This is a genomic window from Thermobifida halotolerans (assembly GCF_003574835.2).
Taxonomy (GTDB): Bacteria; Actinomycetota; Actinomycetes; order Streptosporangiales; family Streptosporangiaceae; genus Thermobifida; species Thermobifida halotolerans.
The window spans coordinates 4,691,838-4,717,525 of the sequence record NZ_CP063196.1; the positions used below are offsets into that span (position 1 = coordinate 4,691,838).

The 25,688-nt window shown below is 69.6% G+C and carries 22 protein-coding genes and 1 tRNA gene; 10 read left to right on the forward strand and 13 right to left on the reverse strand.

What is annotated here, in order from left to right; translation table 11 throughout:
* Positions 1-349: 349 nt before the first annotated feature.
* The 7 genes from NI17_RS20960 to NI17_RS20990 all read right to left on the reverse strand — a co-directional run bounded on the left by NI17_RS20960 (position 350) and on the right by NI17_RS20990 (position 9,409).
* On the reverse strand, positions 350-493 hold the full coding sequence (locus NI17_RS20960) for a hypothetical protein (protein ID WP_157129766.1): 144 nt from the start codon (positions 491-493) through the stop codon (positions 350-352).
* 37 nt (positions 494-530) lie between these two features.
* A tRNA-Pro gene (locus NI17_RS20965) sits at positions 531-607 on the reverse strand.
* A 137-nt stretch (positions 608-744) separates the two neighbouring features.
* Complete coding sequence (locus tag NI17_RS20970) at positions 745-1,773, reverse strand: NAD(P)-dependent alcohol dehydrogenase (RefSeq protein WP_119268163.1); 1,029 nt, start codon at positions 1,771-1,773, stop codon at positions 745-747.
* A gap of 41 nt (positions 1,774-1,814) precedes the next feature.
* A complete protein-coding gene (locus NI17_RS20975; RefSeq protein WP_341721506.1) occupies positions 1,815-3,956 on the reverse strand; it encodes a SpoIIE family protein phosphatase in 2,142 nt (713 codons plus the stop codon).
* A 187-nt stretch (positions 3,957-4,143) separates the two neighbouring features.
* The gene (locus NI17_RS20980) at positions 4,144-6,186 is read right to left on the reverse strand and encodes a SpoIIE family protein phosphatase (RefSeq protein WP_243597559.1); all 2,043 of its coding nucleotides are present in this window, start codon (positions 6,184-6,186) and stop codon (positions 4,144-4,146) included.
* A gap of 173 nt (positions 6,187-6,359) precedes the next feature.
* Positions 6,360-8,411 carry a SpoIIE family protein phosphatase gene (locus NI17_RS20985; protein ID WP_243597560.1) on the reverse strand — a complete coding sequence of 684 codons (2,052 nt, stop codon included), beginning with the start codon at positions 8,409-8,411 and terminating at the stop codon, positions 6,360-6,362.
* Between the two features lie 80 nt (positions 8,412-8,491).
* Positions 8,492-9,409, reverse strand: coding sequence for a metallophosphoesterase (locus tag NI17_RS20990; protein WP_068689852.1), 918 nt, complete (start codon positions 9,407-9,409; stop codon positions 8,492-8,494).
* Positions 9,410-9,602: 193 nt separating this feature from the next.
* On the opposite strand from NI17_RS20990, the gene NI17_RS20995 reads away from it, so the two are divergent.
* Positions 9,603-10,055 (forward strand): GatB/YqeY domain-containing protein, encoded by a 453-nt coding sequence (locus NI17_RS20995; RefSeq protein WP_068690352.1) that lies wholly within the window; start codon positions 9,603-9,605, stop codon positions 10,053-10,055.
* Between the two features lie 107 nt (positions 10,056-10,162).
* Here NI17_RS20995 and NI17_RS21000 read toward each other — a convergent pair whose 3' ends face one another.
* The gene (locus tag NI17_RS21000) at positions 10,163-12,544 is read right to left on the reverse strand and encodes a penicillin-binding protein (protein ID WP_068689854.1); all 2,382 of its coding nucleotides are present in this window, start codon (positions 12,542-12,544) and stop codon (positions 10,163-10,165) included.
* Positions 12,545-13,004: 460 nt separating this feature from the next.
* On the opposite strand from NI17_RS21000, the gene NI17_RS21005 reads away from it, so the two are divergent.
* The gene (locus NI17_RS21005) at positions 13,005-13,313 is read left to right on the forward strand and encodes a WhiB family transcriptional regulator (RefSeq protein WP_068689856.1); all 309 of its coding nucleotides are present in this window, start codon (positions 13,005-13,007) and stop codon (positions 13,311-13,313) included.
* A 283-nt stretch (positions 13,314-13,596) separates the two neighbouring features.
* Here the strand turns inward: NI17_RS21005 and bagB are convergent, their stop codons facing one another.
* Positions 13,597-14,736 carry an ATPase BagB gene (bagB, locus tag NI17_RS21010; protein WP_068689858.1) on the reverse strand — a complete coding sequence of 380 codons (1,140 nt, stop codon included), beginning with the start codon at positions 14,734-14,736 and terminating at the stop codon, positions 13,597-13,599.
* Positions 14,733-15,752 (reverse strand): ATPase BagA, encoded by a 1,020-nt coding sequence (bagA, locus tag NI17_RS21015; RefSeq protein ID WP_084012507.1) that lies wholly within the window; start codon positions 15,750-15,752, stop codon positions 14,733-14,735. The genes bagB and bagA overlap by 4 nt, the downstream gene beginning before the upstream one ends.
* A 126-nt stretch (positions 15,753-15,878) precedes the next feature.
* On the opposite strand from bagA, the gene NI17_RS21020 reads away from it, so the two are divergent.
* From NI17_RS21020 to NI17_RS21035, 4 genes are all read left to right on the forward strand, one after another.
* Complete coding sequence (locus tag NI17_RS21020; protein ID WP_119268160.1) at positions 15,879-16,052, forward strand: DUF4177 domain-containing protein; 174 nt, start codon at positions 15,879-15,881, stop codon at positions 16,050-16,052.
* Positions 16,049-16,516, forward strand: a complete 468-nt coding sequence (locus tag NI17_RS21025) for a RidA family protein (protein WP_068689860.1) — start codon at positions 16,049-16,051, stop codon at positions 16,514-16,516. Before NI17_RS21020 ends, NI17_RS21025 begins: the two co-directional genes overlap by 4 nt.
* Positions 16,517-16,702: 186 nt before the next feature.
* Entirely contained in the window at positions 16,703-17,497 is a 795-nt protein-coding gene (locus NI17_RS21030; RefSeq protein WP_068689862.1) for an NUDIX hydrolase, read from the forward strand.
* A 38-nt stretch (positions 17,498-17,535) separates the two neighbouring features.
* A complete protein-coding gene (locus NI17_RS21035) occupies positions 17,536-18,348 on the forward strand; it encodes an MBL fold metallo-hydrolase (RefSeq protein ID WP_068689864.1) in 813 nt (270 codons plus the stop codon).
* A gap of 187 nt (positions 18,349-18,535) precedes the next feature.
* Here the strand turns inward: NI17_RS21035 and NI17_RS21040 are convergent, their stop codons facing one another.
* On the reverse strand, positions 18,536-19,222 hold the full coding sequence (locus NI17_RS21040; protein WP_068689866.1) for a Crp/Fnr family transcriptional regulator: 687 nt from the start codon (positions 19,220-19,222) through the stop codon (positions 18,536-18,538).
* Positions 19,223-19,580: 358 nt separating this feature from the next.
* Here NI17_RS21040 and nth point away from each other — a divergent pair, with 358 nt between their 5' ends.
* Genes nth through NI17_RS21055 form a run of 3 tightly spaced genes read left to right on the forward strand, consistent with a single transcriptional unit; the run spans position 19,581 to position 22,132 of the window.
* Positions 19,581-20,255, forward strand: coding sequence for an endonuclease III (gene nth / locus NI17_RS21045; RefSeq protein ID WP_170163096.1), 675 nt, complete (start codon positions 19,581-19,583; stop codon positions 20,253-20,255).
* A gap of 59 nt (positions 20,256-20,314) precedes the next feature.
* Positions 20,315-20,920 (forward strand): NUDIX hydrolase, encoded by a 606-nt coding sequence (locus NI17_RS21050; protein ID WP_068690358.1) that lies wholly within the window; start codon positions 20,315-20,317, stop codon positions 20,918-20,920.
* 33 nt (positions 20,921-20,953) lie between these two features.
* The gene (locus NI17_RS21055; RefSeq protein WP_068690359.1) at positions 20,954-22,132 is read left to right on the forward strand and encodes a MarP family serine protease; all 1,179 of its coding nucleotides are present in this window, start codon (positions 20,954-20,956) and stop codon (positions 22,130-22,132) included.
* 121 nt (positions 22,133-22,253) lie between these two features.
* On the opposite strand, the gene NI17_RS21060 is transcribed toward NI17_RS21055, so the two are convergent.
* Complete coding sequence (locus NI17_RS21060) at positions 22,254-22,799, reverse strand: ATP-binding protein (protein WP_068689868.1); 546 nt, start codon at positions 22,797-22,799, stop codon at positions 22,254-22,256.
* A 7-nt stretch (positions 22,800-22,806) separates the two neighbouring features.
* Complete coding sequence (locus tag NI17_RS21065) at positions 22,807-23,160, reverse strand: STAS domain-containing protein (protein WP_068689870.1); 354 nt, start codon at positions 23,158-23,160, stop codon at positions 22,807-22,809.
* 219 nt (positions 23,161-23,379) lie between these two features.
* Between NI17_RS21065 and NI17_RS21070 the strand changes: the two genes are divergently transcribed.
* Positions 23,380-25,665, forward strand: a complete 2,286-nt coding sequence (locus NI17_RS21070) for a DEAD/DEAH box helicase (RefSeq protein WP_084012509.1) — start codon at positions 23,380-23,382, stop codon at positions 25,663-25,665.
* Positions 25,666-25,688: the final 23 nt, after the last annotated feature.

The window sequence follows — 25,688 nt, forward strand, 5'->3', positions numbered from 1 at the left end:
CACCGTTCCACCGTCTTCGGATCGATCCCCAGGGCCTCGGCGAGAGAACGCGCCGTGTGTCCGGCTTCGGTCATCGCGGAGCGCAGACGCTCATTGGGCGTGGGGACGTTGTACCGCACCCGGAGTGGCGATCGAGTGTTTTCCACAGATTGTGGACAGAGGATGGCTGTCGGAACGGTTCGACCTGCCTGTCCGCCTCTTGCTCCGCTTCTCCGGCCACGCTTTCCCCAAGGGTCCTTCTCTGGAAGGCGGCAGAGGGACGGTGACAGGCGCACGGGCTGCGGCATTCGCACAAGACGTTGATGGTCGAGGTGCGGACGCCGGAGGTGCTGCCGCATGAGCGGCGCGGTCACCGGATGGACGGGATCGGCGCGGCCCACACGCGCGTCACGCCGGGGACGCGGGAGGAGTTGAAGGGGGCGTTGACCGAGCGGTAGGAGGCGGCGTTGGACGCGCGGTTGGCGTTGTCTCCTGGCTTTCCGGTAGGCCTCACAACGCCGAACGCCGGCCCGAAGGACCGGCGTTCTTGCTGGTCGGGGTGGCGGGATTTGAACCCACGACCTCTTCGTCCCGAACGAAGCGCGCTGCCAAGCTGCGCTACACCCCGAAGCACCGTTGTCAGTCTAGCGGACACTGAGGGGTGTTCGCACAACGGTTGTCGCCGGGGGACACGGGCTTGTCCGTGCGGCCCGGGACGGTGGCCGAGGATGGCGGTACGGGCGAGACCGTGTCCCCCGGAACCGGTCAGGGAACGAGGATCGCCCGGCCGCCCGGAATCCGGCCCGCGTCCAGGTCGGCCAGGGCGTCGAGCGCCGAGTCCAGGGGGTAGGTGCGGGTGCGCAGCGTGACCCTGCCGCGCGCCGCCAGCGTCATCAGCTCATCCAGGTCGTTGTAGGTGCCCACCAGGTTGCCGACGATGTTGATCTCGCGGGAGATGATGTCGATCGTGGGCACGTCGACGTGGCCGCCGTAGCCGATGACGAAGTAGCTTCCGGTGTCGCGGGTCATCGCCACGCCGTCGGCCTCGGTGCCGTTCTCGCCCACGAAGTCGAAGACGACGTGCGCGCCCTTACCCGAGGTGATGTCGAGCACCGCGTTCACCTGGCCGCCGTCGGAGCGTACCGTGTGGTCGGCGTTGAGCTGGGACGCCAGTTCCAGGGCCGCGACGGACCGGTCCACCACGGTGATCTCCGCGGCCGTCAGCGCCTTCAGCGACTGCAGGCCGATGTGGCCGAGCCCGCCCGCCCCGATCACCACCGCGTGCGTGCCCGGGTACAGCAGCGGGACGGCCTTGCGCACCGCGTGGTAGGCGGTCAGACCGGCGTCGGCGAGCGCGGCCACATCCGCGGGTGCCAGGTCCGGGGCGAGTTTGACCACCGCGCGCGCGTTGCTGAGCAGCAGGTCGGCCATTCCACCGTCGGTGTCGATGCCGGGAAACGCGGAGTTCTCGCAGTGCGAGTCGTCGCCGGCCCGGCACGCGCGGCACAGTCCGCAGGTGACCAGCGGATGCAGGATCACGGTGTCGCCGGGGGCGACGTTGCTGACGGCCGAGCCGACCTCGCGGACGGTCCCGGCGTTCTCGTGGCCGATCGTGTACGGCAGCGAAACCCCGCTCTTCTCGGCCCACTGGCCCTCGACGATGTGCAGGTCGGTGCGGCACACCCCCGCCGCGTTCACCTCGACCAGCACGTCCAGTGGCCCGGTCACGACGGGTCCGGGCACCTGGTCGATCGACGGCGGTTCCCCGTACCGGTGTACTCGGACTGCGCGCATGGGTCCCTCCCGAAGACACGGCCGAACTCTTGTGGTCTGCGTCATTTGGCCGGCCGCGGATGGCGGCCACGGTCAGGGGGCGTGATCGCCTGCCGATGACCCTGGTGGGCTGCGCCCGGGGCGGAGGGGCGGTGATGCGGGTTCAGGCGCAGTGCGATCATCGTGATGTCGTCGTGCCCGGCGACGGGAAGGTCGGCGAGCAGACGGTCGCAGAATTCGTCGAGGGGAGCGTCCGCCATCGACGCGCAGTGGCGGGCCAGTCGCTCCAGGCCGACGTCGAAGTGCTCGTCGGAGTGTTCCACCAGGCCGTCGGTGTAGAGCAGCAGGGTGCTGCCCGGCGGCAGCGGCTCCACGGCACTGGTACGCGGGTGTTCGGCGTCCAGTCCGAGGAGGAGGTCGTGGGAGTCCTCCAGGAAGCGGGTGCTCCCGTCGGGGAGGACCAGCAGTGGGGGCGGGTGTCCGGCCACGGAGTAGGTCATCTGCCACCGGCCGCTGTCGTCCTGCTCGATACGGGCGAGGATGCAGGTCGCGGTCCCCTCGTACTCTCCGGATCTCTCCACCGCGCTGTCCAGGCGGCGCAGCACGTCCCGGGGTTCGGCCGGACGGTCGATGGTGAGGGCGCGGAGCATGTTGCGCAACTGGCTCATGGCGATGGCGGCGGTCAGGTCGTGTCCGGCGATGTCGCCGATGGCCAGCATGGCGGAGTCGTCCACCGTGAAGGCGTCGTACCAGTCGCCTCCCACGTGGGAGGCGGTCGGGCTGGGCTGGTAGCGGCCGACGATGGACATGCCCGGAATCTCCGGCAGGTTGCCGAGGAAACTTCGTTGCAGGGCCAGGGCCACGCGCTGGGTGCGCTGGAACTCCGCGATGGTGCCGATGGCGGGTTCCAGATGGCCGAACAGACCGGTGAGCAGGTCGACGTCGTTCTGGTCGATCGGTTCGCGGTCACCGCAGGCGGCCGCGGTCAGCACGGCGACTGCCGCGCCCTCGACGACCAGGGGCAGGACGATCACGCTGTTGGCCCCGACCCGGGCCAACCACCGCACGCTGTCGGCGGGGAGAAAGCCCGGCGGCGGCCGTCCCGGCGGGAACGTCCTGTGGAACGGGCGGTTCTGCTGGATCGCGTGAACGAACGCGCTGTCGGGGGCGAAGATCTCCTTGCGGCGCGGTGGCAGGTCGGAAAGACCCGGCCGGTGGGCCACGGCGACGCGCTCGGCCGCGAACGGGGCGCCGGCGGGCCGCAGCGCGGGATCGGGGATCAGGTAGATGGAGCACGCGTCGGCCAGATCCGGGACGATCACGTGGGCCAGTGCGGTGAGTGTGTCGTCCATCTGCGTGGCGTCGGCGATGGCGGCGGAGGCGCGGGCGAACAGGTCCCTGCGGCGCTGTTCCCGCCACTGCTGTTCGACGTCGGTACAGGTCCCGGTCCACTCGACCACGACGCCGTTCTGCCGCACCGGGACGGCACGGGTGCGGAAGTGCCGGTAGGTGCCGTCGCGCTGCCGGACCCGGAAGGTGTGCTCGAAGAGGTCGGGCACCTGCTCGACGGCCTGTGACCAGGCCAGTACCAGTGCGGGCCGGTCGTCGGGGGCCACGGCGTCCAGCCACCCGTAGCCCCGGTACTCCTCCGGTCTCTGTCCGGTGGCCTCCTGCCAGCCCCGGTTCAACTCCACAGCGCCGTCGACGGCCGAGGCGCTCCACTCGATCGGTCCTCCGGCCCGCACCAGGCTGGCGTAGCGCTGGAAGGCGAGGTCACGCTGTTCGATGCCGACCTGGTCGGTGACCTCCGACACCAGCACCAGAACCCCGCTCTCGCCGTTCTCCAGGAGGACCGGGGAGAAACTGGTGTCGAAGTAGCGTTCCCGGCGGCCGGTTTCGGGATAGTCCGCGGTGATCGGGGCGTCGGGCAGAAAGGCGGGCTCGCCCGTGGTCATGACCCGGTCGAGCAGGACGGCATACCCCGGCTGGGGCAGATCGCTGAAGGCCGTGTGGAAGGGCTGGTCCAGCGGCCTGTCACCGAACACGGATCGGTGGACGGCGTTGGTGTAGACCAGTCGGTGGTCGGGGCCGCGTGTGACCGCCACCCCGACCGGCGCCTGGTCGAACGCTTTCAACGTCAGGCCGCTGAGTTGGACGTTGCTACCGCTGCTCGTGTCTGTCCGTGGCCTTTTGCCCACAGGCACCCCCCATCTCCTGGGACAAACAGCGCTCTGTCTGCATGTATGCCTCGACTGAGGAGATCTATGCGTGCCTGCCCCGGGCGGGGACGGACCACGCACGGGAGCGTGTGGTCTCCGGACACGGCGGAAGCGGGAGCACAGGGTCGGGGAACCACAGCCGCTCCCGGTGCGGGATAGCGCCGAACGCTGCTCAGGACAGGCGCAGGGCGATCAGCGCGATGTCGTCGTTTCCGGTGATGGGGAGTTCGGTGAGCAGTCGGTCGCAGAACTCGTGGAGGGGTTCGCGCGCGAGTGGCGCCGAGTGGCGGGCCAGTCGCTCCAGGCCGATGTCGAGGGACTCGTGGGGGTGCTCCACCAGGCCGTCGGTGTAGAGCAGCAGGGTGCTGCCCGGCGGCAGCGGCTCCACGGCACTGGTACGCGGGTACTCGGTGTTCAGTCCGAGGAGGAGGTCGTGGGAGTCCTCCAGGAAGCGGGTGCTCCCGTCGGGGAGGACCAACAGGGGCGGCAGGTGTCCGGCCACGGAGTAGTTCACCTGCCAGTGGCCGTCGCCGGTCGGTTCGACGCGGGCGAGGACGCAGGTCGCCGTCCCGCGGTACTCCCCGGATTTCTCCACCGCGCTGTCCAGGCGGCGCAGCGCCTCCTGAGGTTTCTCCGGACGGTCGACGGCGAAGGCGCGGAGCATGTTGCGCAACTGGCTCATGGCGATGGCGGCCGACAGGTCGTGTCCGGCGACGTCGCCGATAGCCAGCATGACGGAGTCGTCCACCGTGAAGGCGTCGTACCAGTCGCCGCCCACCTCCGCGGCGCTCGGGCTGGGCTGGTAGCGGCCGACGACGGGCATGCCCGGAACCGTGGGCGGTTGACTGAGAAGGCTGCGTTGCAGGGCCAGGGCCACGCGCTGGGTGCGTTGGAACTCCGCGGCGATGTCGACGGCGGGCCGCACGTGGTCGAGTATGTCGGTGAGCAGGTCGACGTCGTCCTGGCTGATCGGTTCGCGGTCACCGCAGACAGTCGCGGTCAGCACGGCGGCCACCGCGCCCTCGACGACCAGGGGCAGGACGACGAAGCTGTTGACCCTGGTCTCGCGCAGCCAGCGCACGGTGTCGGCCGGAAGGAAGTCCGACGGTATCTCCTCCGGGAGAGACGTCTTGTGCAGCGGACGGCGTTCCCGGACAGCGTGGACGAACAGGCTGTCCGGGGAGAAGCGGTCCTTGCGGTGCGGCGGCGGGGCCGGGAGGTGCGACCGCTGGACCACGGCGACGCGCTCGACGACGAACGGGGCTCTGGCGGTCCGGAGCGCGGAGTCCGGAACCAGGTAGAAGGTGCATGTGTCGGCCAGTTCCGGGACGATCGCGTGGGCCAGCGCGTCGAACATGTTGTCGATCCGGGTGGCTTCGGAGGTGGCGGCGGAGGCGCGGGCGAGCAGGTCCCTGCGGCGCTGTTCCCGCCACTGCTGTTCGATGTCGGCGCAGAAGCCCGTCCACTCGACCACGACGCCGCCCTTGCGTACCGGGACGGCACGCGCGTAGAAGTGCCGGTAGGTGCCGTCGCGCTGCCGGACCCGGAAGGTGTGCTCGAAGAGGTCGGGCACCTGGTCGACCGCCTGTGACCAGGCCAGTACCAGTGCGGGCCGGTCGTCGGGGGCCACGGCGTCCAGCCACCCGTACCCCAGGTACTCCTCCGGTTTCTGTCCGGTGATCTCCTCCCAGCCGCGGCTCAACTGTACGGTGCCGTCGGTGGCCGAGGCGCTCCACTCCACCACCGCTCCGGCCCGCACCAGGCTGGCGTAGCGCTGGAAGGCGAGGTCACGCTGTTCGGCGTTGACCCGGTCGGTGACCTCCGACACCAGCACCAGAACCCCGGACTCCCCGTCCTCCAGGGAGACCGAGGAGAGGCTGACACTGAAGTAGCGCTCCCGCGGTCCACCCCCGGGGTAGTCGGCGGTCATGGGCGCATCGGGCAGGAACGCGGACTCGCCCGTGTTCATGACGCGGTCGAGCAGCAGGGCATAGCCCGACTGGGCCAGGTCGCCGAAGGTCGCCAGGAAGGGTTTGCCCAGCGGGCGCGGACCGAATATTTCCTGGTAGACGGCGTTGGCGTAGACCAGTCGGTGGCCAGGGCCGCGTGTGACCGCCACCCCGACCGGTGCCTGGTCGAACGCTGTCAGCGCCAGGTCACCGAGTCGGATCTCGTGGCCGACGGCTGCTGTGTCGGTCTCTGTCGTTCTAGCCACACGTACCTGCCCCACCTTGGACAAAGAGGGTTCTACCTGCATTTATGCCTCTGTGGAGAAGATCTATGCGTGTGGGGACAGGGACGGCGGACGCGAAGGGGATCGCGGTCTCCGAGCAACACCGGAGGTGGGAGCGCGCGGGTTCGGAGGGCTGGCGTGGCGACGGGGCAGCGTTACGCGGACAGGCGCAGGGCGATCAGTGCGATGTCGTCGCTTCCGGCGGTGGGGAGTTGGGTGAGCAGTCGGTCGCAGAACTCGTGGAGGGGTTCGCGCGCGAGTGGCGCCGAGTGGCGGGCCAGTCGCTCCAGGCCGTGGTCGAGGGATTCGCGGGGCTGCTCCACCAGGCCGTCGGTGTAGAGCAGCAGGGTGCTGCCCGGCGGCAGCGACTCCACGGCACTGCTCCTCGGGCGGTTGGCGGCCAACCCGAGGAGAGGGGCGTGGGCTCTGTCGAGAAACCGGACGTCGCCGTCGGAGGAGACCAGCAGGGGCGGCGGGTGTCCGGCGACGGAGTAGTTCACCTGCCAGTGGCCGTCGCCGGTCGGTTCGACGCGGGCGAGGACGCAGGTCGCGGTCCCCTCGTACTCTCCGGATTTCTCCACCGCGCTGTCCAGGCGGCACAGGACCTCTCCGGGAGAGCGCGGACGGTCGACGGCGAAGGCGCGGAGCATGTTGCGCAACTGGCTCATGGCGATGGCGGCGGTCAGGTCGTGTCCGGCGATGTCGCCGATGGCCAGCATGACGGAGTCGTCCACCGTGAAGGCGTCGTACCAGTCGCCTCCCACGTGGGAGGCGGCCGGGCTGGGCTGGTAGCGGCCGACGATGGACATGCCCGGAACTGTGGGCGGTTCGCCGAGGAGACTGTGCTGCAGGGCCAGGGCCACGCGCTGGGTGCGCTGGAACTCCGCGACGGTGTCGACGGCGGGCCTTATGTGGTCGAGTATGTCGGTGAGCAGGTCGACGTCGTCCTGGTCGATCGGTTCGCGCTCTCCGCAGACGGCCGCGGTCAGCACGGCGACTGCCGCGCCCTCGACGACCAGGGGCAGGACGACGAAGCTGTTGGCCCTGGTCTCGCGCAGCCAGCGCACGGTGTTGGCGGGAAGGAGGTCCGACGGCGGCTGTCCCGCGGGAAACGCCCTGTGCAGCGGGCGACGCTGTTGGACCGAGCGGGCGAACGCGTCGTAGGCGGCGAAGCGCTCCCTGCGGTGCGAGGGCAGGTTCGGGAGGTCCGGACGCACCGCCCAGGCGATCCGTTCGGAGATGAACCTCGGCCCCAGGGGGTGCGTCACGGAGTCCGGAACCAGGTAGATGGAGCATGCGTCGGCCAGTTCCGGGACGATCGCGTGGGCCAGCGCGTCGAACATCTTGTCGATCCGGGTGGCTTCGGAGGTGGCGGCGGAGGCGCGGGCGAACAGGTCCCTGCGGCGCTGTTCCCGCCACTGCTGTTCGACGTCGGTACAGGTCCCGGTCCACTCGACCACGACGCCGTTCTGCCGCACCGGGACGGCACGGGTGCGGAAGTGCCGGTAGGTGCCGTCGCGCTGCCGGACCCGGAAGGTGTGCTCGAAGAGGTCGGGCACCTGCTCGACGGCCTGTGACCAGGCCAGTACCAGTGCGGGCCGGTCGTCGGGGGCCACGGCGTCCAGCCACCCGTAGCCCCGGTACTCCTCCGGTCTCTGTCCGGTGACCTTCTCCCAGCCCTGACTCAGTTCCACGGAGCCGTCGACGGCCGAGGCGCTCCACTCGATCGGTCCTCCGGCCCGCACCAGGCTGGCGTAGCGCTGGAAGGCGAGGTCGCGCTGTTCGGCGTTGATCCGGTCGGTGACCTCCAGCAGCATCGCCATGACGGCGTGCTCCCCGTCCTCCAGGGAGACCGGGAAGAGGCTGAGATTGAAGTAGCGCTCATGGCGACCGGAGCCGGGATAGTCGACGGTGACGGGAGACTCGGACAGGACTATTGGCTCGCCCGTGGTCATGACGCGGTCGAGCAGCAGGGCATAGCCCGACTGGGCCAGGTCGCCGAAGGTCGCCGGGAAGGGTCTGCCCAGCGGGCGCGGACCGAATATTTCCTGGTAGACGGCGTTGGTGTAGATCAGACGGTGATCGGGGCCGCGCACCACCGCGATCCCTACCGGCGCCCTGCCCAGCGCCTCCAGTGCCAGACCGCCGAGTCGGACCTCTCCGCCGACGGCTGTCGCATTCTGCTCTGCCGCTTTGTCCACACGCACCAACACCGCCTTGGACAAAATCTCTCGCTGTTCGTTGTATGCCCGACCTGAACAGATTCGTGTCTGTCCTGTGAAGCGTCTCAGGAACGGGGGACGAGGTCCAGGATCGCGGCCTCGGGTCGGCAGCAGAAGCGGACCGGAGCGTAGGGGGAGGTGCCCAGACCACCCGACACGTGCAGCCAGGAGGCACCGTTGCGGCTCAGCCCCCAGGCGCGGGCGCGGTCGATGCCGCAGTTGGTGACCAGGGTGCCGTAGAGGGGCAGACAGACCTGGCCGCCATGGGTGTGCCCGGCGAGCAGCAGTTCGTATCCGTCCGCGGTGAACCGGTCGAGGTTGCGCGGTTCGGGAGAGTGCATGACACCGATGCGCAGGTCGGCTGCGGAGTCGGCGGTACCCGCCACCTTTTCGTAGCGGTCCAGGCCGATGTGGGAGTCGTGCACCCCCGCCACCGCGATCTCCAGGCTTCCGGCTTTGACGCTTCCCCGGCGGTTGTTGAGGTCCAGCCAGCCCGCCCCGCTCATGGCCGCCCCGAGCTCCCGCCACGGCAGGTCGGGGATCCTGCGCTTGTTGTAGTCGGCTTTGCTGCTGCGCCACAGGTAGCGGACCGGATTCTTCAGTTGCGGGGAGAACAGGTCGTTGGAGCCGTAGACGAACAGGCCCGGTCGGTCCAGCAGTGGTCCCAACGCCTCCAGGAACGGTTCCACCGCTTCGGGGTGGGCCAGTGAGTCGCCGGTGTTGACCACGAGGTCGGGATCGTGTGCGTCCAGTCCGCGGATCCAGTCGATGAGCATGCGGCGGCCCGGGGTCAGGTGCGCGTCGGACAGGTGGAGCACCCGCAGGCGGTCGCTGCCCGGAGCGAGCACCGGTATCTCGTAGCGGCGCAACCGGAACCAGTTGCGCTCCACCACGGAGGCGTACGCGAATCCGGCGACGCCGACGGCTCCCGTGACGGCCACGGCCCTGCCGACTCCGCGCAGTATCCTGCCCGCCCTGTTCATCACTGCCGAACCTGTCATGTGACGATGGTGTCAGATTCCGGCAACGCCTGGTTCCGGTCACATGAAAAATGTGGACAAGGGAGCAGACGCAGCGGTGTGTCGCGGTGGCGGCGATACGGTCACACCGCCGAGGTGGGCGACACCGGAGAAAACCCTTCGGGGCTTGTGGCGCGAGAACTCTATGATCCTTTCCATGGCCGAACTCAAGACCCGCCTGCAAGCCGATCTCACCAGCGCCATGAAGGCACGGGACCGGGTGCGGACCCGGACCCTGCGCATGGTGCTCACCGCGATCTCCAACGAGGAGGTGGCGGGTGAGTCCGCTCGCGAGCTCAGCGACGACGACGTCATCAAGGTGATCACCCGGGAGGCGAAGAAGCGCCGCGAGGCCGCCGAGGCGTTCGAGCAGGGGGGCCGCTCCGACAAGGCCGCCGACGAGCGGGCCGAAGGGGAGGTGCTGGCTTCCTACCTGCCCGCGCAGTTGAGCGACGAGGAGTTGGCCGCGCTGGTCCGTGAGGCGATCGCGGAGGCCGGGGTGAGCGACGTCAAGGGCATGGGGAAGGTCATGAAGATCCTCACTCCCAAAACTTCCGGACGTGCCGACGGCCGCCGCGTGGCCGACGAGGTACGCAGGCAGTTGGCCTGATCGGAGAGGCGACGGTGGCGGGGGAGCGCCGCCCCCTGTGACCGAAACCGCACGGCCCCGGGACGCCTGTCCCGGGGCCGTGCGGTTTCGGTCTGGGGAAGTACGGACTAGAACATGCCCCATTCGCTGTCGAAACCGGGCAGGCCCCAGTCGCCTCCGGGGAATCCACCGCCGCCTCCGCCCCCGCCGGAGGGGCCGCGGCTCAGGAAGACGTTGACGACCGACCCCTCGGGCAGTCGGGAGCCCGCTCCCGGCTCGACCACGGCCACCGTGCCCTCCGGTTGGTCGGAGGGCAGCCTCAGGTCGGACACGTTCGCCTGGTAGCCGGCCGCCTGGATCTCGGCCACCGCCTCGCCCCGGCCCAACCCGACGACGTCGGGCACGCCGCCCTGGTGGGCGGCGGGGTTCGCGTCGGCGTCGTCGTTCCGCTGCGGCGGAGCGGGTTCGCTGGTGGAGCCGAACTTCGAGGGAGCCTTCGCGAAGCTCTTCTCGTCCAGCTTCTTCACCGCTTCCACCATGGTGTCCCGCCAGATCGGTCCCGGGATGGTCGCACCGTAGACCACCGAGTAGTAGCGTCCGCCGAGCGTGACGTTGCGCAGCGGGTACTGGTTCGGGCCGCGCGGGTCGCCGACGAACACCGCGCCGGCCAGGTTCGGGGTGTAGCCGGCGAACCAGGCGCTCGCCGAGTTGTCGGTGGTGCCGGTCTTGCCCGCCACCGGCCGTCCGATGCTCAGACCCGAGGCGGTGCCGCCCCTGAAGGTCTGCTGGAGCAGGTAGTTCACGCCGTCGGCGACGTCCTTGGAGAGGCGGCGCTCGCACTCCGGTTCGATCTCGATGGTCCGCCCCGACTGGTGGTCCACGATCCTGGTGATCGCCTGGGGCTTGCAGTAGACGCCCCGCGAGGCGAACGTCGCGTACGCTCCGGCCACGTTCAGCGGGGAGACCTCTTCACTGCCCAGGGTGAAGGAGTTGTTTCCCTGGGTGTGGGGGTTGTCGTAGCTCTGGCCGTCGGCGCGGGTGACACCGAGGTTCTCGGCCATCCTGATCACGTCGCACAGCCCGACGCGCTTCTGCAGTCGCGCGAAGTAGGTGTTCACCGACCCCTTGGTGCCCGACACCATGTTGTGCGTCGCGGCGCTGCCGCTCTCGCTGGAGTTGCTGACGGTCCAGTCGGAGAGGGGAGCGCCGTCGCAGGACTTCTGGCCGGTGACGGTGATCGTGCTGCCTGTGGTGAAGGACGTGCTGTAGGGCAGTCCCTCGTCCAGCGCGGCGGCCAGGGTGATGGCCTTGAACGTCGATCCGGCCTGGAATCCCGTGCTGCCGCCGCGGTCGGCGTTGGCCGTGAAGTTGATGGAGGTCTCGCCGATCTTGCTCTCGTCGGGGCCGTAGTTGCGGCTCTGCGCCATCACACGGATCGCTCCGGTGCCCGGTTCCAGGAAGACCTCGGCGGCGACCTTGCGGGACTTGTTCTCGCGCGGCACCCACTTGTCCACGGCCTTCTGCCCGGCCGCCTGCATGTCCGGGTCGAGCGTGGTGTGGATCTCCAGCCCCGCGGTGCGCAGCCAGCGGGCGCGTTCGGTCTCGGTCTCGCCGAACATCTCGTTCTTCTCGATCTCCTGGATCACGTAGTCGCAGAAGAACGGCTGCTTGCTGGGCACGCACCCGTTGCTGGGCATGGTGATGTCGAGTCCCAGCTCCTCGGTCTTGGCCTCCTCGGCCTCCTCCCTGGTGATCACCCCCGTGTCCACCATGCGGTCGAGCACCACGTCGCGGCGGTCCTGGGCCTGGTCGGGGTTGAGCCGCGGGTTGTAGAGCTCGGGGTAGCGGACCAGGCCGGCCAGGGTGGCCGCCTGGCCGAGGGTCAGTTCGCTGGCGCTGACGCTGAAGAAGTGCTGGGCCGCGGACTCCGCGCCGTAGGCGCCGTCACCGAAGTAGGCGATGTTGAGGTAGCCCTCGAGGATCTCGTCCTTGGTCATCTGCTGTTCGAGGGCGACGGCGTAGCGCAGTTCGCGGACCTTGCGGCCCAGGGTCGTCTCGCGGGCCTCCTCCTGCTCGGCCTGGCTCGTGGCACTCTCGATCAGCACGTTCTTCACGTACTGCTGGGTGATGGAGGAGCCGCCCTGGGTGCGTCCGGCGATGGTGCGCAGCGCGGCCCGGAAGGTGCCCATGACGTCGAGGCCGCCGTGTTCGTAGAACCGGCTGTCCTCGATGGCGATGATCGCCTCCTGCATGATCGGCGCGATCTCGTCGAGTTCGACCAGTTCCCGGTTCTGGTCGTACACCTCCGCGATCACCCCGCCCTCGACGTCGTAGATGATCGAGCGTTCCGGTGGAGGTGGGGTCTCCAGTTCGCTGGGCATGTTGAGGAAGCCGGTCGCGACGTTGCGAGCGGTGATGCCGATGCCGCCGAGCAGGGGGGCGACAAGCGCGGCCACCAGCACACCGGCCGCGACCGCGACCCCGAACAACTGACCGAGTTTCTGCAGCAATGTCCCTTGACCCACCCGTCCAGATTACGTGCGGAAGCGGAGAAAACGGCGGTGAACCGCCGTGGGCCTCGCGGGGCCGTCTGTTTCGGCCATGTTCGAACTGCGAGCCCTGTGCCCTATCTTTCCATGATCAGGGACTTGGGCGGAGAACACCGTCGACTAGCGTTTTGTCACTCTCTGTAGTCAGGGGGTGACTAGTTTTCAAGTCTTTAATGGTCCACCTGGGCTATATCAGAAATGGGCCCAATGGGGACTGTTGGCCGCAGGCAGTGAACCGTAATTTCTTTACCAGCGGAGACACAAGAGACGGTACATCACCTACGGGCCCCGCACCCCGTCACCCCCTGAGCCAATCCGGTGTGCCCGCAGACACCGTCCCTGTTGTTCCGCCCGCCGACGTCCGCGCCCGTCGGCTCGATCCGCCAAAGCACAACACATGATGATCTTGGGAGTGGGGCACATGTGGAGCACAGACTGGGCTGCGCGAGCCGCGTGTCGGGAGATCGACCCCGACTCGCTGTTCGTTCAGGGAGCCGCGCAGAACCGGGCCAAACTCATCTGCCGAGGATGTCCTGTCCGTACGGAATGCCTGGCTGACGCGTTGGACAACCGCATCGAGTTCGGAGTCTGGGGAGGGATGACCGAGCGCGAACGCAGGGCGCTGCTGCGGCGCCGACCCGAGGTGACGTCGTGGCGCGCGCTGCTGGAGGACGCGCGGCAGCGGTACCAGCGCGTCGAGACCACCAGAGACGAGCTCGTCACCGGTTGAGGTCCACGGGTAGGGAGGAAACCCGTGGGCGTCTCGCGGCCTCGACGGCGGCCGTCCCGAAACCCTTGGAGGGCGGTTCTCGGGGCGGCACCGGAGGAGGCCGTGGACGAGCCGTCCGGCAGCAGGGGCCGATCGGCCCCGCAGGGTAGGCCCGCCTGGGGCATCGGGAGGACACTGGGCGGGCTTGTCCCTTTCGGTGGGCGCGCGGACGGGACGCGGCGTCTCGCGCACCACCGGAGGGGCGCCCGTCGGAACAGCCGCTCAGAGCGCCGACACAGCCCCATCAGCCCGGAGCGCGGCCGTCGCCGAGCGCCCGCCCGATCTCCCGGAGCGCGGCGAGATCGTGGACGTCCTCCGGGCGGGCCGGAACCTCCACCATGCCGATCCCGGGGTGTGCTGCCGCGAAGGAGTCCCGCAGGCGCAGTTCCCGGTGCCGGCGCCGCACACGTTCGGCGTGCAGCCGCAGGGCTGCGGCGGCGAGCGGATGGTCACCGGATTCCTCCAGCGTCTCCGCCGCCGCGGTCCCGCGCTCGGCCGAGAGTCCCGGGGCGAGTACGCGCTGGGTGCGGTTGAGGACCAGACCGGCCAACGGCATCCGCTCGGCGGAGAGCCGTTCCACGAAGTACGACGCCTCGCGCAGCGCGTCGTTCTCCGGCACGGCCACCACGACGAACGCTGTGCCCCTCGCCTGCAGCAGTCGGTAGGTCTGGTCGGCCCGCTCCTGGAACCCACCGAACACTGCGTCGAACGCGCCCACGAAAGACTGCACGTCCCTGAGGAGCTGCGCCCCCAGGACCTTGGTGATCACACCGGTGACCAGACCGATCCCCGCACCGAGCAGGCGCAGTGCCCCGCCTCGGGCCGGAGCGCTCAGGAACCTGATGAGCCGCCCGTCCAGAAACCTGCCGAGCCGCTTCGGCGCGTCCAGGAAGTCGAGCGCGGAACGGCTCGGAGGAGTGTCCACGACGATCAGGTCCCACTCGCCGGAACGCCGCAACTGCCCCAGCTTCTCCATCGCCATGTACTCCTGGGTGCCCGAGAAGCTGGAGGACAGGGACTGGTAGAAGGGGTTGCCCAGAATCTGCGCGGCCCGTTCGGGGTCGGCGTGCGCCTCCACCGTCTCGTCGAAGGTGCGCTTCATGTCGAGCATCATGGCGTGCAGCGACCCGCCGCCGTCCGTGGCGGTCGGGACCGGTCGCGGCGTGTTGTCCAGCTCGGTCAGCCCCAGCGACTGGGCGAGTCGGCGTGCCGGGTCCACGGTGATCACCACGGCGTGCCGACCGCGTTCGGCGGCGCGCAGCGCCAGCGCCGCGGCCATCGTGGTCTTGCCGACGCCACCGGAGCCGCAGCACACGACGATTCGGGTGTCACCGTCGTCGAGAAGCGCGTCCACGTCGAAGGCTGAGCTCTGGCCGCCGTTCACACCGCCCCCTGGTCCCGCAGCGATCCGGCCAGCCGGTGCAGACCGGCCAGGTCCACGCCGCCGTCCAGAAAGGCGACGTCGTAGCACGGCCGTCCGGCCCCGGCCAGCCGGTCCCGTGCCCCGGCCTCCATCCGCATGTGGCGTGCGTGCTCCACCACCTCGCCGGAGAGTTCCCGGGCGAGCCGCTCGTGCCCGGGCAGCCCCGCGGCCTCGAGACCGCGCGCCAGCGCGCCGACATCGACCGCACCCTCGGCTGCCGCGGCCAGCACGGCGGGTTCCAGCAGCGGGGGACGCACCATGTTCACCAGAATGCCTCCCACGTTCAGTCCCACACCGCGCACCTCCGCGATCCCGTCCAGGCACTCCTGGACCGGCATCTCCTCCAGAAGCGTCACGAAGTGCACCACCGTTTCGGGGGAGCGGATGACCTCCATGACCTGGTCGGCGTGGTTGCGCACCGGCCCCACCCGCGCCAGCCCCGCAACCTCGGCGGTGGCGTTCAGGAACCGCGCGACGCGGCCGGTCGGCGGGGCGTCCAGCACCACCGCGTCGTAGACGAGGGGCGACCGGCCGCCACGCCGCGCCCCCCGGCCGGGCCCGCTCCGGCGGCGTACCGCCTCGGTGGCCTTGCCGGTCAGCAGCACGTCGCGGACACCCGGCGCGATCGCCGTGGCGAAGTCCACCGCCCCGAATCGTCTGAGAGCCTCTCCGGCCCGGCGCAGCCCGTAGAACATCTCCAGATACTCCAGCAGCGCCGCTTCGGCGTCCACGGCCAGCGCGTGGACCGTCCCGCCCCCCGAGGCGACGGCCACCCCGCGCTCCTCGTAGGGAAGCGGCGGGCAGCCGAAGAGGGGAGCGATGCCCTGGCGTCCCTCGACCTCGACCAGCAGCACCTTCCCGCCCTCTGCGGCCAGTGCCAGAGCCAGAGAGGCAGCCACGGTCGTCTTGCCGGTCCCTCCCTTGCCCGTGACGACGTGGAGGCGGACTCCGTCCCAATCGCGATCGCGTGAGCTCACGCAACGGAGTCTATGCAGCGCCACCGCTCCCCGACCGTCCTGTCACCTGGGACGAAGGCACATGGGAGGACAGCCGGGCGCACTCTGCCATGGGGTTGCACGGACTCGCGCTATAAGGTGGGCGCCATGACGAAGTGGGAGTACGCGACCGTGCCGCTGTTGTCGCACGCAACCAAGCAGATTCTGGACACCTGGGGAGACGACGGCTGGGAGCTCGTCACGGTGATCCCCGGTCCCACCATCGGGGACGACCCGCGCAACCAGCAACTGGTCGCCTACCTGAAGCGTGAGAAGAAATGACGGCGGCGACTCCGGAGGAGCGGCTGGCCGAGCTGGGGCACACCCTGCCCGAGGTCGCTCGGCCGGTGGCCGCCTACCTGCCGAGCGTGCGCAGCGGACCCTACGTGTACGTCTCCGGACAGGTGCCGTTGGTGAACGGCGTGCTCAGCGAGACCGGCAAGGTGGGTGCCGACGTCACCCCCGAGCGGGCCAGGGAGTTGGCCGCGGTGTGCGCGCTGAACGCCATCGCCGCGGTCAGGGCCGAGGTGGGCGAGCTGTCCCGGGTCAGGCGCGTGGTCAAGGTGGTGGGGTTCGTGGCCAGCGATCCCTCGTTCACCGGACAGCCCCAGGTCGTCAACGGGGTCAGCGAACTGCTGGGTGAGGTGTTCGGCGAGGCCGGAAGGCACGCGCGCAGCGCGGTGGGAGTGTCGGTGCTGCCGTTGGACGCGCCCGTCGAGGTGGAGATGATCGTCGAGGTGGAGTAACGCGACTCCGGCCAGAGAATCCCACGACCTCCGGGGAGGATGTGCTCCGTGTCAGCGAACCGTCCGGAATGCCGGCAGGGGGAGGAGGGGCGTTCCCGGAGTTCGGTTCCGCCCGCCGGAGGAGACCCGGCCGGATCGGCGGGCGGGGTCGTCCGCCGCCTCGGCGCCGGTGAGATCACTCCCCGGATGCGGGATGTCCTGGCCGGGCGCGTCGCACCCGCGGAACCCCGGGACGCCGCGACCGTGCTGCTGGTGCGGCGGGCGGTCTGCGGACTGGAGGTGTACCTGCTGCGGCGGGTCTCCTCGATGCGGTTCGCTCCCGGCAGGTACGTCTTCCCCGGAGGATCGGTGGATCCCCGCGACTCCGACCGCGGTGTCCGCTGGGCCGGTCCCCCGCCCCGGGAGTGGGCGCACGCGCTCGGGGCCGACGAGCCGCTGGCCCGTGCCCTGGTGTGCGCCGCCGTGCGCGAGACCTTCGAGGAATCCGGGGTCCTGCTGGCGGGCCCCTCCGAGACCGAGGTGGTCGCCGACACCCGCGGTGACGACTGGGAGGACGACCGCCGGGCGCTCGTCGACCGTTCGTTGTCCCTGGCCGAACTCCTGGACCGGCGAGGACTTGTGCTCCGTTCGGACCTGTTGCGTCCGTGGTCCCGATGGATCACCCCCGATGTGGAGCCGCACCGCTACGACACCCGCTTCTTCGCCGCGGTGCTGCCCGAGGGGCAGCAGACCCGGGACGTCGGCGGGGAGGCCGACCACGTCGCCTGGATGGCCCCGAACGAGGCGATACGGCGGTGGCGGAACGGCGAACTGGCGATGCTGCCACCCACGGTGGCCAACCTCAACGGCCTCACCGAATGCGCCACCCCCGAGGACGTGCGGGCGGCCGAACGCGAGATCGTTCCGGTCCAACCCGAGTTCCGAGAGGCCGCAGGGGGAATCACACTGATCGTTCCTGATGGTGTCGGCTATCCGCTCTGACCCACCCCCCTGTCAGTCATGTCGCGAAATGAGGTGCGATGAGGATCGACGGCTCCGGGACCCTGCGCGCGAGTTGCGTTCTGTGCCCGAATCCCGGCCCGATGACGCTCGACGGAACCAACACGTGGGTGCTGCGGGAACCCGGAGCGCGCAGCGTGCTGGTGGTGGACCCCGGACCCGACCACGAACGGCACCTGGAACGGGTGGCGCGGATGGTGCAGGAGCAGGGATCGCAGGTGACGCAGACCCTGCTCACCCACGGGCACGCCGACCACTCGGCGGGGGCCCGCTACTTCTCCGAACTGACCGGATCGCAGGTGCGCGCCGTCGATCCCCGGCACCGGATCAGCGGTGACGGCCTCACCGACGGAGAGACCATCGAGGCGGACGGGCTGGAGGTGCGGGTACTGCACACCCCCGGGCACACCGCCGACTCGGTGAGCTTCCACCTTCCCGCCGATGACGTCATCATCACCGGTGACACCGTCCTGGGCCGGGGTACGGCGGTCATCGCCGACGACGGCGGCGACCTCGGCGACTACCTGAAGTCCCTCACCCTGCTGCGTGACCTGGTGAACAGCGCGGACATCCGTGCGCTGCTCCCGGCGCACGGTCCCGTCTGCACCGAGCCGCTGCTGAAGCTGACCTACTACATCGAGCACCGCGAGGAGCGGCTGGGACAGATCAGCGACGCCGTGGCGGCCGGGGCCGACTCCCTGGCCGAGGTCGTGGACAGGGTCTACGGCGACGTGGACGAGTCGGTGCGGTTCGCGGCCGAGTCGTCGGTCCGCGCCCAACTGCGCTACCTGATCAAACGCGGGGACGTGCCGCCGGAGAGCCTGCGGGAGTGACCTGCGCGGACCGGTGGGCGTCGCGGGAGGCGGGCCGGGAGGAGGACGTCCCGTACGCCCGGGGCCTGGAGGGGGCGGGTGGGGTCGGCGTCGGGGCGCCTCCCCCACTCCCGCTGTCGGTCCTCCGCTCGCGGCCGCTGCCCCAGGACCGTCGGGACGCTTGGCGGCTCCGGGGCCCGGACGTCCGTCAGCGCGCGCGGCGGCGCAGCCGCTCGATGTCGAGCAGTACCACGGCCTTGGCCTCGATCCGCAGCCAACCGCGCAGCGCGAACTCGGCCAGCGCCTTGTTGACGGTCTCGCGGGAGGCACCCACGAACTGGGCCAGTTCCTCCTGGGTGAGGTCGTGGTGGACGTGCAGACCGTCCTCGCCCTCCTTGCCGAAACGCTCGGCGAGGTCGAGCAGAGCCTTGGCGACACGCCCCGGAACGTCGGTGAAGACCAGGTCGGCCACGACGTCGTTGGTGCGGCGCAGCCGGGTGGCCAGCGCCTTCAACAGGTGCACCGCGACCTCCGGCTGCCGCATGATGAACGGACGCAGGTCGTCGTGTCCCAGTCCGGCCAGCACCGCGTCGGTCACCGCGACCGCGCTGGCCGTGCGCGGACCGGGGTCGAACAGGGAGAGTTCGCCCAGCATCTCACTGGGACCGAGTACCGCCAACAGGTTCTCACGTCCGTCGGCGGAGGTGCGGGTGAGCTTGACCTTGCCGCTGAGCATCACGTAGAGACGGTCTCCCTCGTCTCCCTCGGAGAACAGCGTCTGGCCCCGGCCGAGTCGAACCTCGGTGATGGAAGAGCGCAGCGCGGCCGCGCCATCCTCGTCAAGCGCCTCGAACAGGGGAGCCTTGCTCAGCACCTCGTTGGTCTCGTCCACCATTCCTCCTCGCAGCCTGACCGTCAACAGTGTGACGCAAATCGCACCAGCTGTGAAACCAGCGTGTGCCCTGGTGAGTGCACCGGGGGTACGAGCAGTCCGTCACAGCCGACGTCAGCAGTTCGATCCTAGTTGTTCTCCGGGGTCTGTGGCCGCAGACTTCGCCGAAGCGGACAAGAAGCCACGAACAAATCTGGCGATTCTTGCGAAATCAGACATCACTCCGGCAGGGGGAAGGAAGAATCCGTAGGCTGGAACGGTGCCCCGTGACGCATACACCACTTCCTCCTCCTCGGCAGCCAGCAGTGACGCCTCCCCAGCGGAACGCGACACACCCACGGGTGAGACTCGTCTCGCGCTGGTGAGACGTTCCCGACGGATCAACCGGGAACTGGCGCGGATGTATCCCGACGCACACTGTGAGCTTGATTTCACCGGTCCCCTGGAACTCCTGGTGGCCACCATCCTGTCCGCCCAGTGCACCGACAAGCGGGTCAACCAGGTGACTCCGGCGCTGTTCGCCCGCTACCGGTCGGCGGCCGACTACGCGGCGGCCGACCGGGAGGAACTGGAAGGCATCATCCGCTCCACCGGCTTCTACCGGTCCAAGGCGCGCAACATCATCGCCCTGGGGCAGCGACTGTGCGACGAGCACGGCGGTGAGGTGCCCCGACGCCTGGAGGACCTGGTGAAACTGCCCGGAGTCGGCCGCAAGACCGCCAACGTGGTGCTCGGCAACGCCTTCGGGGTTCCCGGCCTCACCGTGGACACCCACTTCGGAAGACTGGTCCGCAGGTTCGGTATGACCGGACAGACCGACCCGGTCAAGGTCGAACACGAGATCGCCGCGCTGTTTCCCCCCAAGGAGTGGACGATGCTGTCTCATCGGCTCATCTGGCACGGCCGCCGGATATGCCACTCGCGCCGCCCGGCCTGTGGGGCCTGCGGGGTCCACCACCTGTGCCCCTCCTACGGCGAGGGACCGGTGGACGAGAAGACCGCCCGGGCGCTCGTACGGACGGGGCCGTTCTCGTGACCAGGCCGCAGGTGACAACTCCCGAATGGTTGCTGTCGCTGTCCCGGGCCGCGCAGCGGATGCCGGTCCCGGCGGAGTTGCGTCCCCCCGCCAGCGGCGGACGCGACTCGGCGGTCCTGGTGCTGTTCGGAGAGGGCGAAGCCGGTCCCGACGTCCTGCTCATCCAGCGCAACACCGGGTTGCGGCGGCACTCGGGGCAGCCGGCGTTCCCCGGCGGCTCGATCGACCCGGACGACGACGGCCCCGTGGACTGCGCACTGCGCGAGGCGGAGGAGGAGACCGGGGCGGTCCGTGACGGAATCCACGTGCTCGGGACGATGCCGCAGTGCTACATCTCCCGTACCGGGTTCCGGGTCACCCCCGTCCTGGCCTGGTGGCACACGCCGACCGACGTGCACGCCGCCGACACGGGCGAGGTCGCCTCGGTCGCCCGCGTGCCCGTCGCCGAGCTCGCCGACCCGGCCAACCGGGTGCGTACCCGTCTGTCCAACGGCCTCACCGGTCCGGCTTTCCGGGTGAGGAACATGCTGGTGTGGGGCTTTACAGCGGGGATACTGGACCGATTGCTTGTATTGGGTGGTTGGGAACGTCCGTGGCTCGACGGAGGCAGCGAGGTGATCGACGTGTTCCAGGTCCTCGCCCGTGACAGCGGCGGCACACCTTAGGAAAACCTCGGCAACAGGGGGATGGGAGAGGGCGTGCTGGACGCGATCCTCATAGCACTCGTCGCGATCTTCGCGGTCTCCGGCTACCGACAGGGCTTCATCGTCGGGGTCCTGAGTTTCGCGGGCTTCATCGGCGGGGGCGTGCTCGCCGCGCTCGGCACGCCGCCGGTGATCCAGGCATTCGTGCCCAATCCCACCCAGCAGGCTCTGGCGGCCATAGCGATGGTGTTTCTGGCCGCCGCGCTGGGCCAGTTCCTCACCTCCTATCTGGGGGCGCTGATCCGCAACAGGGTCACCTGGGACTCGGCGCGGGTCATCGACGCCATGGGCGGCGCGCTGATGAGCGGTCTGTCGGTGCTGCTGGTCGCGTGGTTGATCGGCAGCGCGGTCGCCAACTCGGCGATCCCCATGGTCGCCAACCAGGTGCAGAGCTCCCGTGTCCTCCAGATCGTGGACGGCGTCATGCCCGACGCCACCCAGACGTGGTTCTCCACCTTCCGCAGGATCGTCGACCAGAGTGCCTTCCCGCAGGTGTTCAGCGGACTGGGCACCAGCGAACCGGCCGAGGTGGCCGAACCCGACCCGTCGGTGCTCCACACCGAGGAACTGCGGCAGGCCAGCGAGAGTGTGGTCAAGGTGTTGGGGACCGCGCCGTCCTGTCAGCGCCGGGTCGAGGGCACGGGGTTCGTCTACGCACACGAACGTGTCATGACCAACGCGCACGTGGTGGCGGGAGTCGAGGAGGAGTTGCGCATCGTCACCCGCACCGGGGAGCAGTACCCCGCCACGGTCGTGCTCTACGACCCGCAGCAGGACCTGGCGGTGCTGGAGGTCCCCGGCCTGGACCGCACACCGCTGGAGTTCGAGATGGAGGCGGAGAAGGGCGACGACGCCGTGGTCGCGGGTTATCCCCGGGGCCAGGGGTTCACCGTGGCCCCGGCCCGCATCCGCGCCGAGCAGACCGCACGGGGCCCCGACTTCTACCACTCCCAGCAGGTGAGCCGCGAAATCTACCAGGTGCGTGCGGTGGTGCAGCCGGGCAACTCCGGTGGGCCGCTGCTGTCCCCCCAGGGCACCGTCTACGGGGTGGTCTTCGCGGCCGCCACCAACGACGGGGAGACCGGCTACGTGCTGACTGCCGAGGAGGTCGCGGCCAACGCCGAGGCCGGAATCCGCGCCACCGAACCGGTGTCCACCCAGGAGTGCGACTAGGGTCCGGCCGGTGGGCCGTTCCGGGCCGGAAGCGGTCGGTGCGACCCGCGGACGGCCGGGCACAGGCACCGCGGGCGCCTCCCCGGGGGGAGACGCCCGCGCTGCGATGCTCCTGTCGGCGTCAGTCGAAGTCCGATGCGCCAGCGGCTCCCGCCTCGCCCCTGGTCAGCGGCCAGCTCATGCGGACCACCGTGCCGTCCTCGTTGGGTTCGATACTCACCTCGTCGGCCAGGCCCAGGATGACGGCCAGACCGACGTCGGGTGAAAGACCCGAGAACCCACCCGAAGAGGCGGAGTCGCCGAGGTAGGCCTGTGCACCGCCGTCGAAGCCGTTGAAGACGGGAGTGCCGACCTCCTTGGCCGGGGCACGGTCGGAGACGACCACCTCGAAGCGGTCGGAGCCACTGCCGTTGATCCGGTCCGGACCCACGGGGCCACCGGGGCCGGTGGGTTCCGAACTGTCGATCAACTCCAGTTGGACCGGCTGCTCGGGGCAGTGGGTGCGGTGCGCCTCCACGGCACGCGAGCAGGCCTCCCCGACCGCCAGGCGAATCTCGTCGAGAGTGGATTCGCCGACACCCGCACGCCGGGCCACGGCTGTGGCCATGAGCCGGGCGGTGCGTACATGCGCGGGCAGCGCACTGATCGTGAGCTGGACGATTGCCATCGTTTGCTTACGACTGCTTCGACTTACGCTTGTCGATGGCTTCCTGCACCGACTCGTAGATGCCGAAGACCTTGGTCAGACCGGTGATGCGGAAGATCTTCAGAATCCGCTCCTGGGTGCAGACCAGGTCGAGCGTGCCGTCGTGGGCACGCACGCGCTTGAGACCGCCCACGAGCACGCCGAGACCGGTCGAGTCGAGGAACTCCACCTTCTCCATGTTGACGACGAGGTGGTAGTTACCCTTGTTCACCAGGTCGATGAGGAGCTCTCGCAGGCGAGGCGCCGTATAGACGTCGATTTCACCTTCGACGACGACGATCTCGGTGTCGTCTTGGGTGTGGTGATCAAGCTTCAAGTCCACTAGTCCTCCAGCACCGAACCGCGAAAACTCGCGAGGGATCTCTGCCGGGCGTTACCCCCTCGGGGCGAAATTCAACCACGCCTGGCCTTGTCATCTGGTTGCCATGTCAAGAAAACCACGCCACCGCGCGAGTCTTACCCCAGATGTAACACTGAATACCGTCAATCATCAGCTGCCGTCCTGAGCGAAGACGCGCGATCCAACAGGAGGGTGTCGGGTTTGAACCGTTGGGAGCCGGTCCTCCAACGGCTGTGGCGTGACCATACCCGCACTTCGCAGGTAACACATGTGAAGCGCCTGGCAAGTAGCCCCGGGGTAAGGGAAGACTGGCCCGACTGGGTGTCGCCTGCGGTAGTGGAGCGTCTGGTCGAGTCAGGCATACCGGAGCCCTGGTCACACCAGGTGCGGGCGGCGAACCTGGCTCGCGATGGCAGCAATGTGATCATAGCCACTGGTACCGCCTCCGGAAAATCGGTCGGGTTTCTGCTCCCGTGTGCCGCCGCGGTCGCCGAGGGCGGAAGCGTGCTGTACCTGGCCCCCACCAAGGCGCTGGCGGCGGACCAGCGTCGGGTGCTGTCGGAGTTGGCGCTGCCCGGGATGCGGGCGGCCACCTACGACGGCGACACGGTCGCCGAGGAGCGGGCCTGGGTGCGGGCGCACGCCAACTACGTGCTGACCAACCCCGACATGCTGCACCGCTCGATTCTGGCACGCCATTCCGCCTGGGCGGACCTCCTGCGTCGGCTCAGATACGTCGTGGTCGACGAGGCACACCACTACCGGGGGGTGTTCGGGTCGCACGTGGCGCAGATCCTCCGGCGGCTGCGGCGGGTGTGCGCACGCTACCGGTCCGAACCGGGGTTCATCCTGGCCTCGGCGACCTCGGCCGCGCCCGCCGACACCGCGCGGCGGTTGACCGGTCTGCCCGTGGTGGAGGTGGTGGAGGACGCCTCACAGCGCGCCCCGTTGGACTTCGCCCTGGTGGAGCCGGAACTGACCGAACTGAGGGGTGAGAACGGGGCGCCGGTGCGCCGCACCGCGACGGCCTTCGCCGCCGAACTGCTGGCCGACCTGGCGGCGGAGGACGTGCGCACCCTGGTGTTCGTGCGTTCGCGCCAGGGCGCGGAACTGGTGGCGATGTCGGCGCAGCGGTCCCTGATCGAGGCCAGAAGGTCCGACCTGGCCCGCCGGGTGGCGGCCTACCGGGGCGGCTACCTGGCGGGCGACCGCAGGAGCCTGGAACGGCAGTTGCGCTCGGGGGAGTTGGTCGGACTGGCCAGCACCAACGCGTTGGAGTTGGGGGTGGACATCACCGGACTGGACGCGGTGCTGCTGGCGGGCTGGCCGGGAACCCGGGCGTCGCTGTGGCAGCAGGCCGGGCGGGCGGGACGCGGCGGCCGCGACGCCTTGGCGGTGTTCATTGCACGCGACGATCCGCTGGACACCTATCTGGTGCACCATCCGGAGGCGATCTTCGGGCAACCGGTCGAGGCCACCGTCCTGGACCCGGACAACCCCTACGTACTCGCACCGCACCTGTGCGCGGCGGCCGAGGAACTCCCGTTGACCCCGGAGGACCTGGCGGTCTTCGGACCGGCGGCTCCGGAGGTGCTGGCCGACCTGGTGGACCGGAGGATGCTGCGGCGCCGTCCCCGCGGATGGTTCTGGACCAGACGGGACCGTGCCTGCGACCTGGCCGATATTCGGGGATCGGGTGGACCCCCGGTGCAGGTCGTGGAGGAGGACAGCGGACTGCTGCTGGGGTCGGTCGACGAGGCCGCCGCCCACACGGCCGTGCACACCGGCGCGGTCTACCTGCACCAGGGACTGACCTACGTGGTTTCCGAACTGGACCTCGAAGGCGGGGTCGCGCTGGTCCGGGGAGAGAACCCCGACTACAGCACGTGGGCGCGCGAGGTCACCGAGATCGAGATCCTGAAGACGCTCCGCGAGGAGGCCTGGGGGGACGCGGCCGTGCGTTTCGGGGAGGTGCGGGTGGCCCGGCAGGTGGTGGGCTACCTGAAACGGGATCTGCGCACCGGATCGGTGCTGGGTGAGCAGCCGCTGGAGCTGCCGGAACGGGTGCTGCGCTCGCGCGCGGTGTGGTGGACGGTCGGTCGGGAGGCCGAGGAGCGGTTGAGGGCCGAGGGGGTGGAGCTGCGCGGCGCCGCCCACGCGGCCGAGCACGCCTCGATCGGGCTGCTTCCGCTGTTCGCCACCTGCGACCGCTGGGACATCGGTGGGGTCTCCACCGCCCTGCACGCCGACACCGGGTTGCTGACCGTCTTCGTCTACGACGGCCACGAGGGAGGCGCGGGGTTCGCCGAGCGCGGCTACGCCGCCGCGCGCGACTGGCTGCACGCCACCCGCGAGGCCATCGCCGCCTGCGAGTGCACCGACGGATGTCCCTCGTGCATCCAGTCGCCCAAGTGCGGAAACGGAAACGACCCGCTCAGCAAGCCGGGGGCGGTGCGGCTCCTGGACGCCTTGTTGGCGGCGGCCTGAACGGTCCTCCGGAACCGCCAGGG

Bases quoted from the DNA above. Each gene is read 5' to 3' on its own strand.
- NI17_RS21020 (WP_119268160.1), top strand. From the start codon at position 15,879: ATGACGAAGTGGGAGTACGCGACCGTGCCGCTGTTGTCGCACGCAACC.
- NI17_RS20995 (WP_068690352.1), top strand. From the start codon at position 9,603: ATGGCCGAACTCAAGACCCGCCTGCAAGCCGATCTCACCAGCGCCATG.
- NI17_RS21035 (WP_068689864.1), top strand. From the start codon at position 17,536: ATGAGGATCGACGGCTCCGGGACCCTGCGCGCGAGTTGCGTTCTGTGC.
- NI17_RS21025 (WP_068689860.1), top strand. From the start codon at position 16,049: ATGACGGCGGCGACTCCGGAGGAGCGGCTGGCCGAGCTGGGGCACACC.
- NI17_RS20970 (WP_119268163.1), bottom strand. From the start codon at position 1,773: ATGCGCGCAGTCCGAGTACACCGGTACGGGGAACCGCCGTCGATCGAC.
- NI17_RS20990 (WP_068689852.1), bottom strand. From the start codon at position 9,409: ATGAACAGGGCGGGCAGGATACTGCGCGGAGTCGGCAGGGCCGTGGCC.
- NI17_RS21060 (WP_068689868.1), bottom strand. From the start codon at position 22,799: ATGGCAATCGTCCAGCTCACGATCAGTGCGCTGCCCGCGCATGTACGC.
- NI17_RS21040 (WP_068689866.1), bottom strand. From the start codon at position 19,222: ATGGTGGACGAGACCAACGAGGTGCTGAGCAAGGCTCCCCTGTTCGAG.
- NI17_RS21030 (WP_068689862.1), top strand. From the start codon at position 16,703: ATGCGGGATGTCCTGGCCGGGCGCGTCGCACCCGCGGAACCCCGGGAC.
- NI17_RS21050 (WP_068690358.1), top strand. From the start codon at position 20,315: ATGCCGGTCCCGGCGGAGTTGCGTCCCCCCGCCAGCGGCGGACGCGAC.
- NI17_RS21005 (WP_068689856.1), top strand. From the start codon at position 13,005: ATGTGGAGCACAGACTGGGCTGCGCGAGCCGCGTGTCGGGAGATCGAC.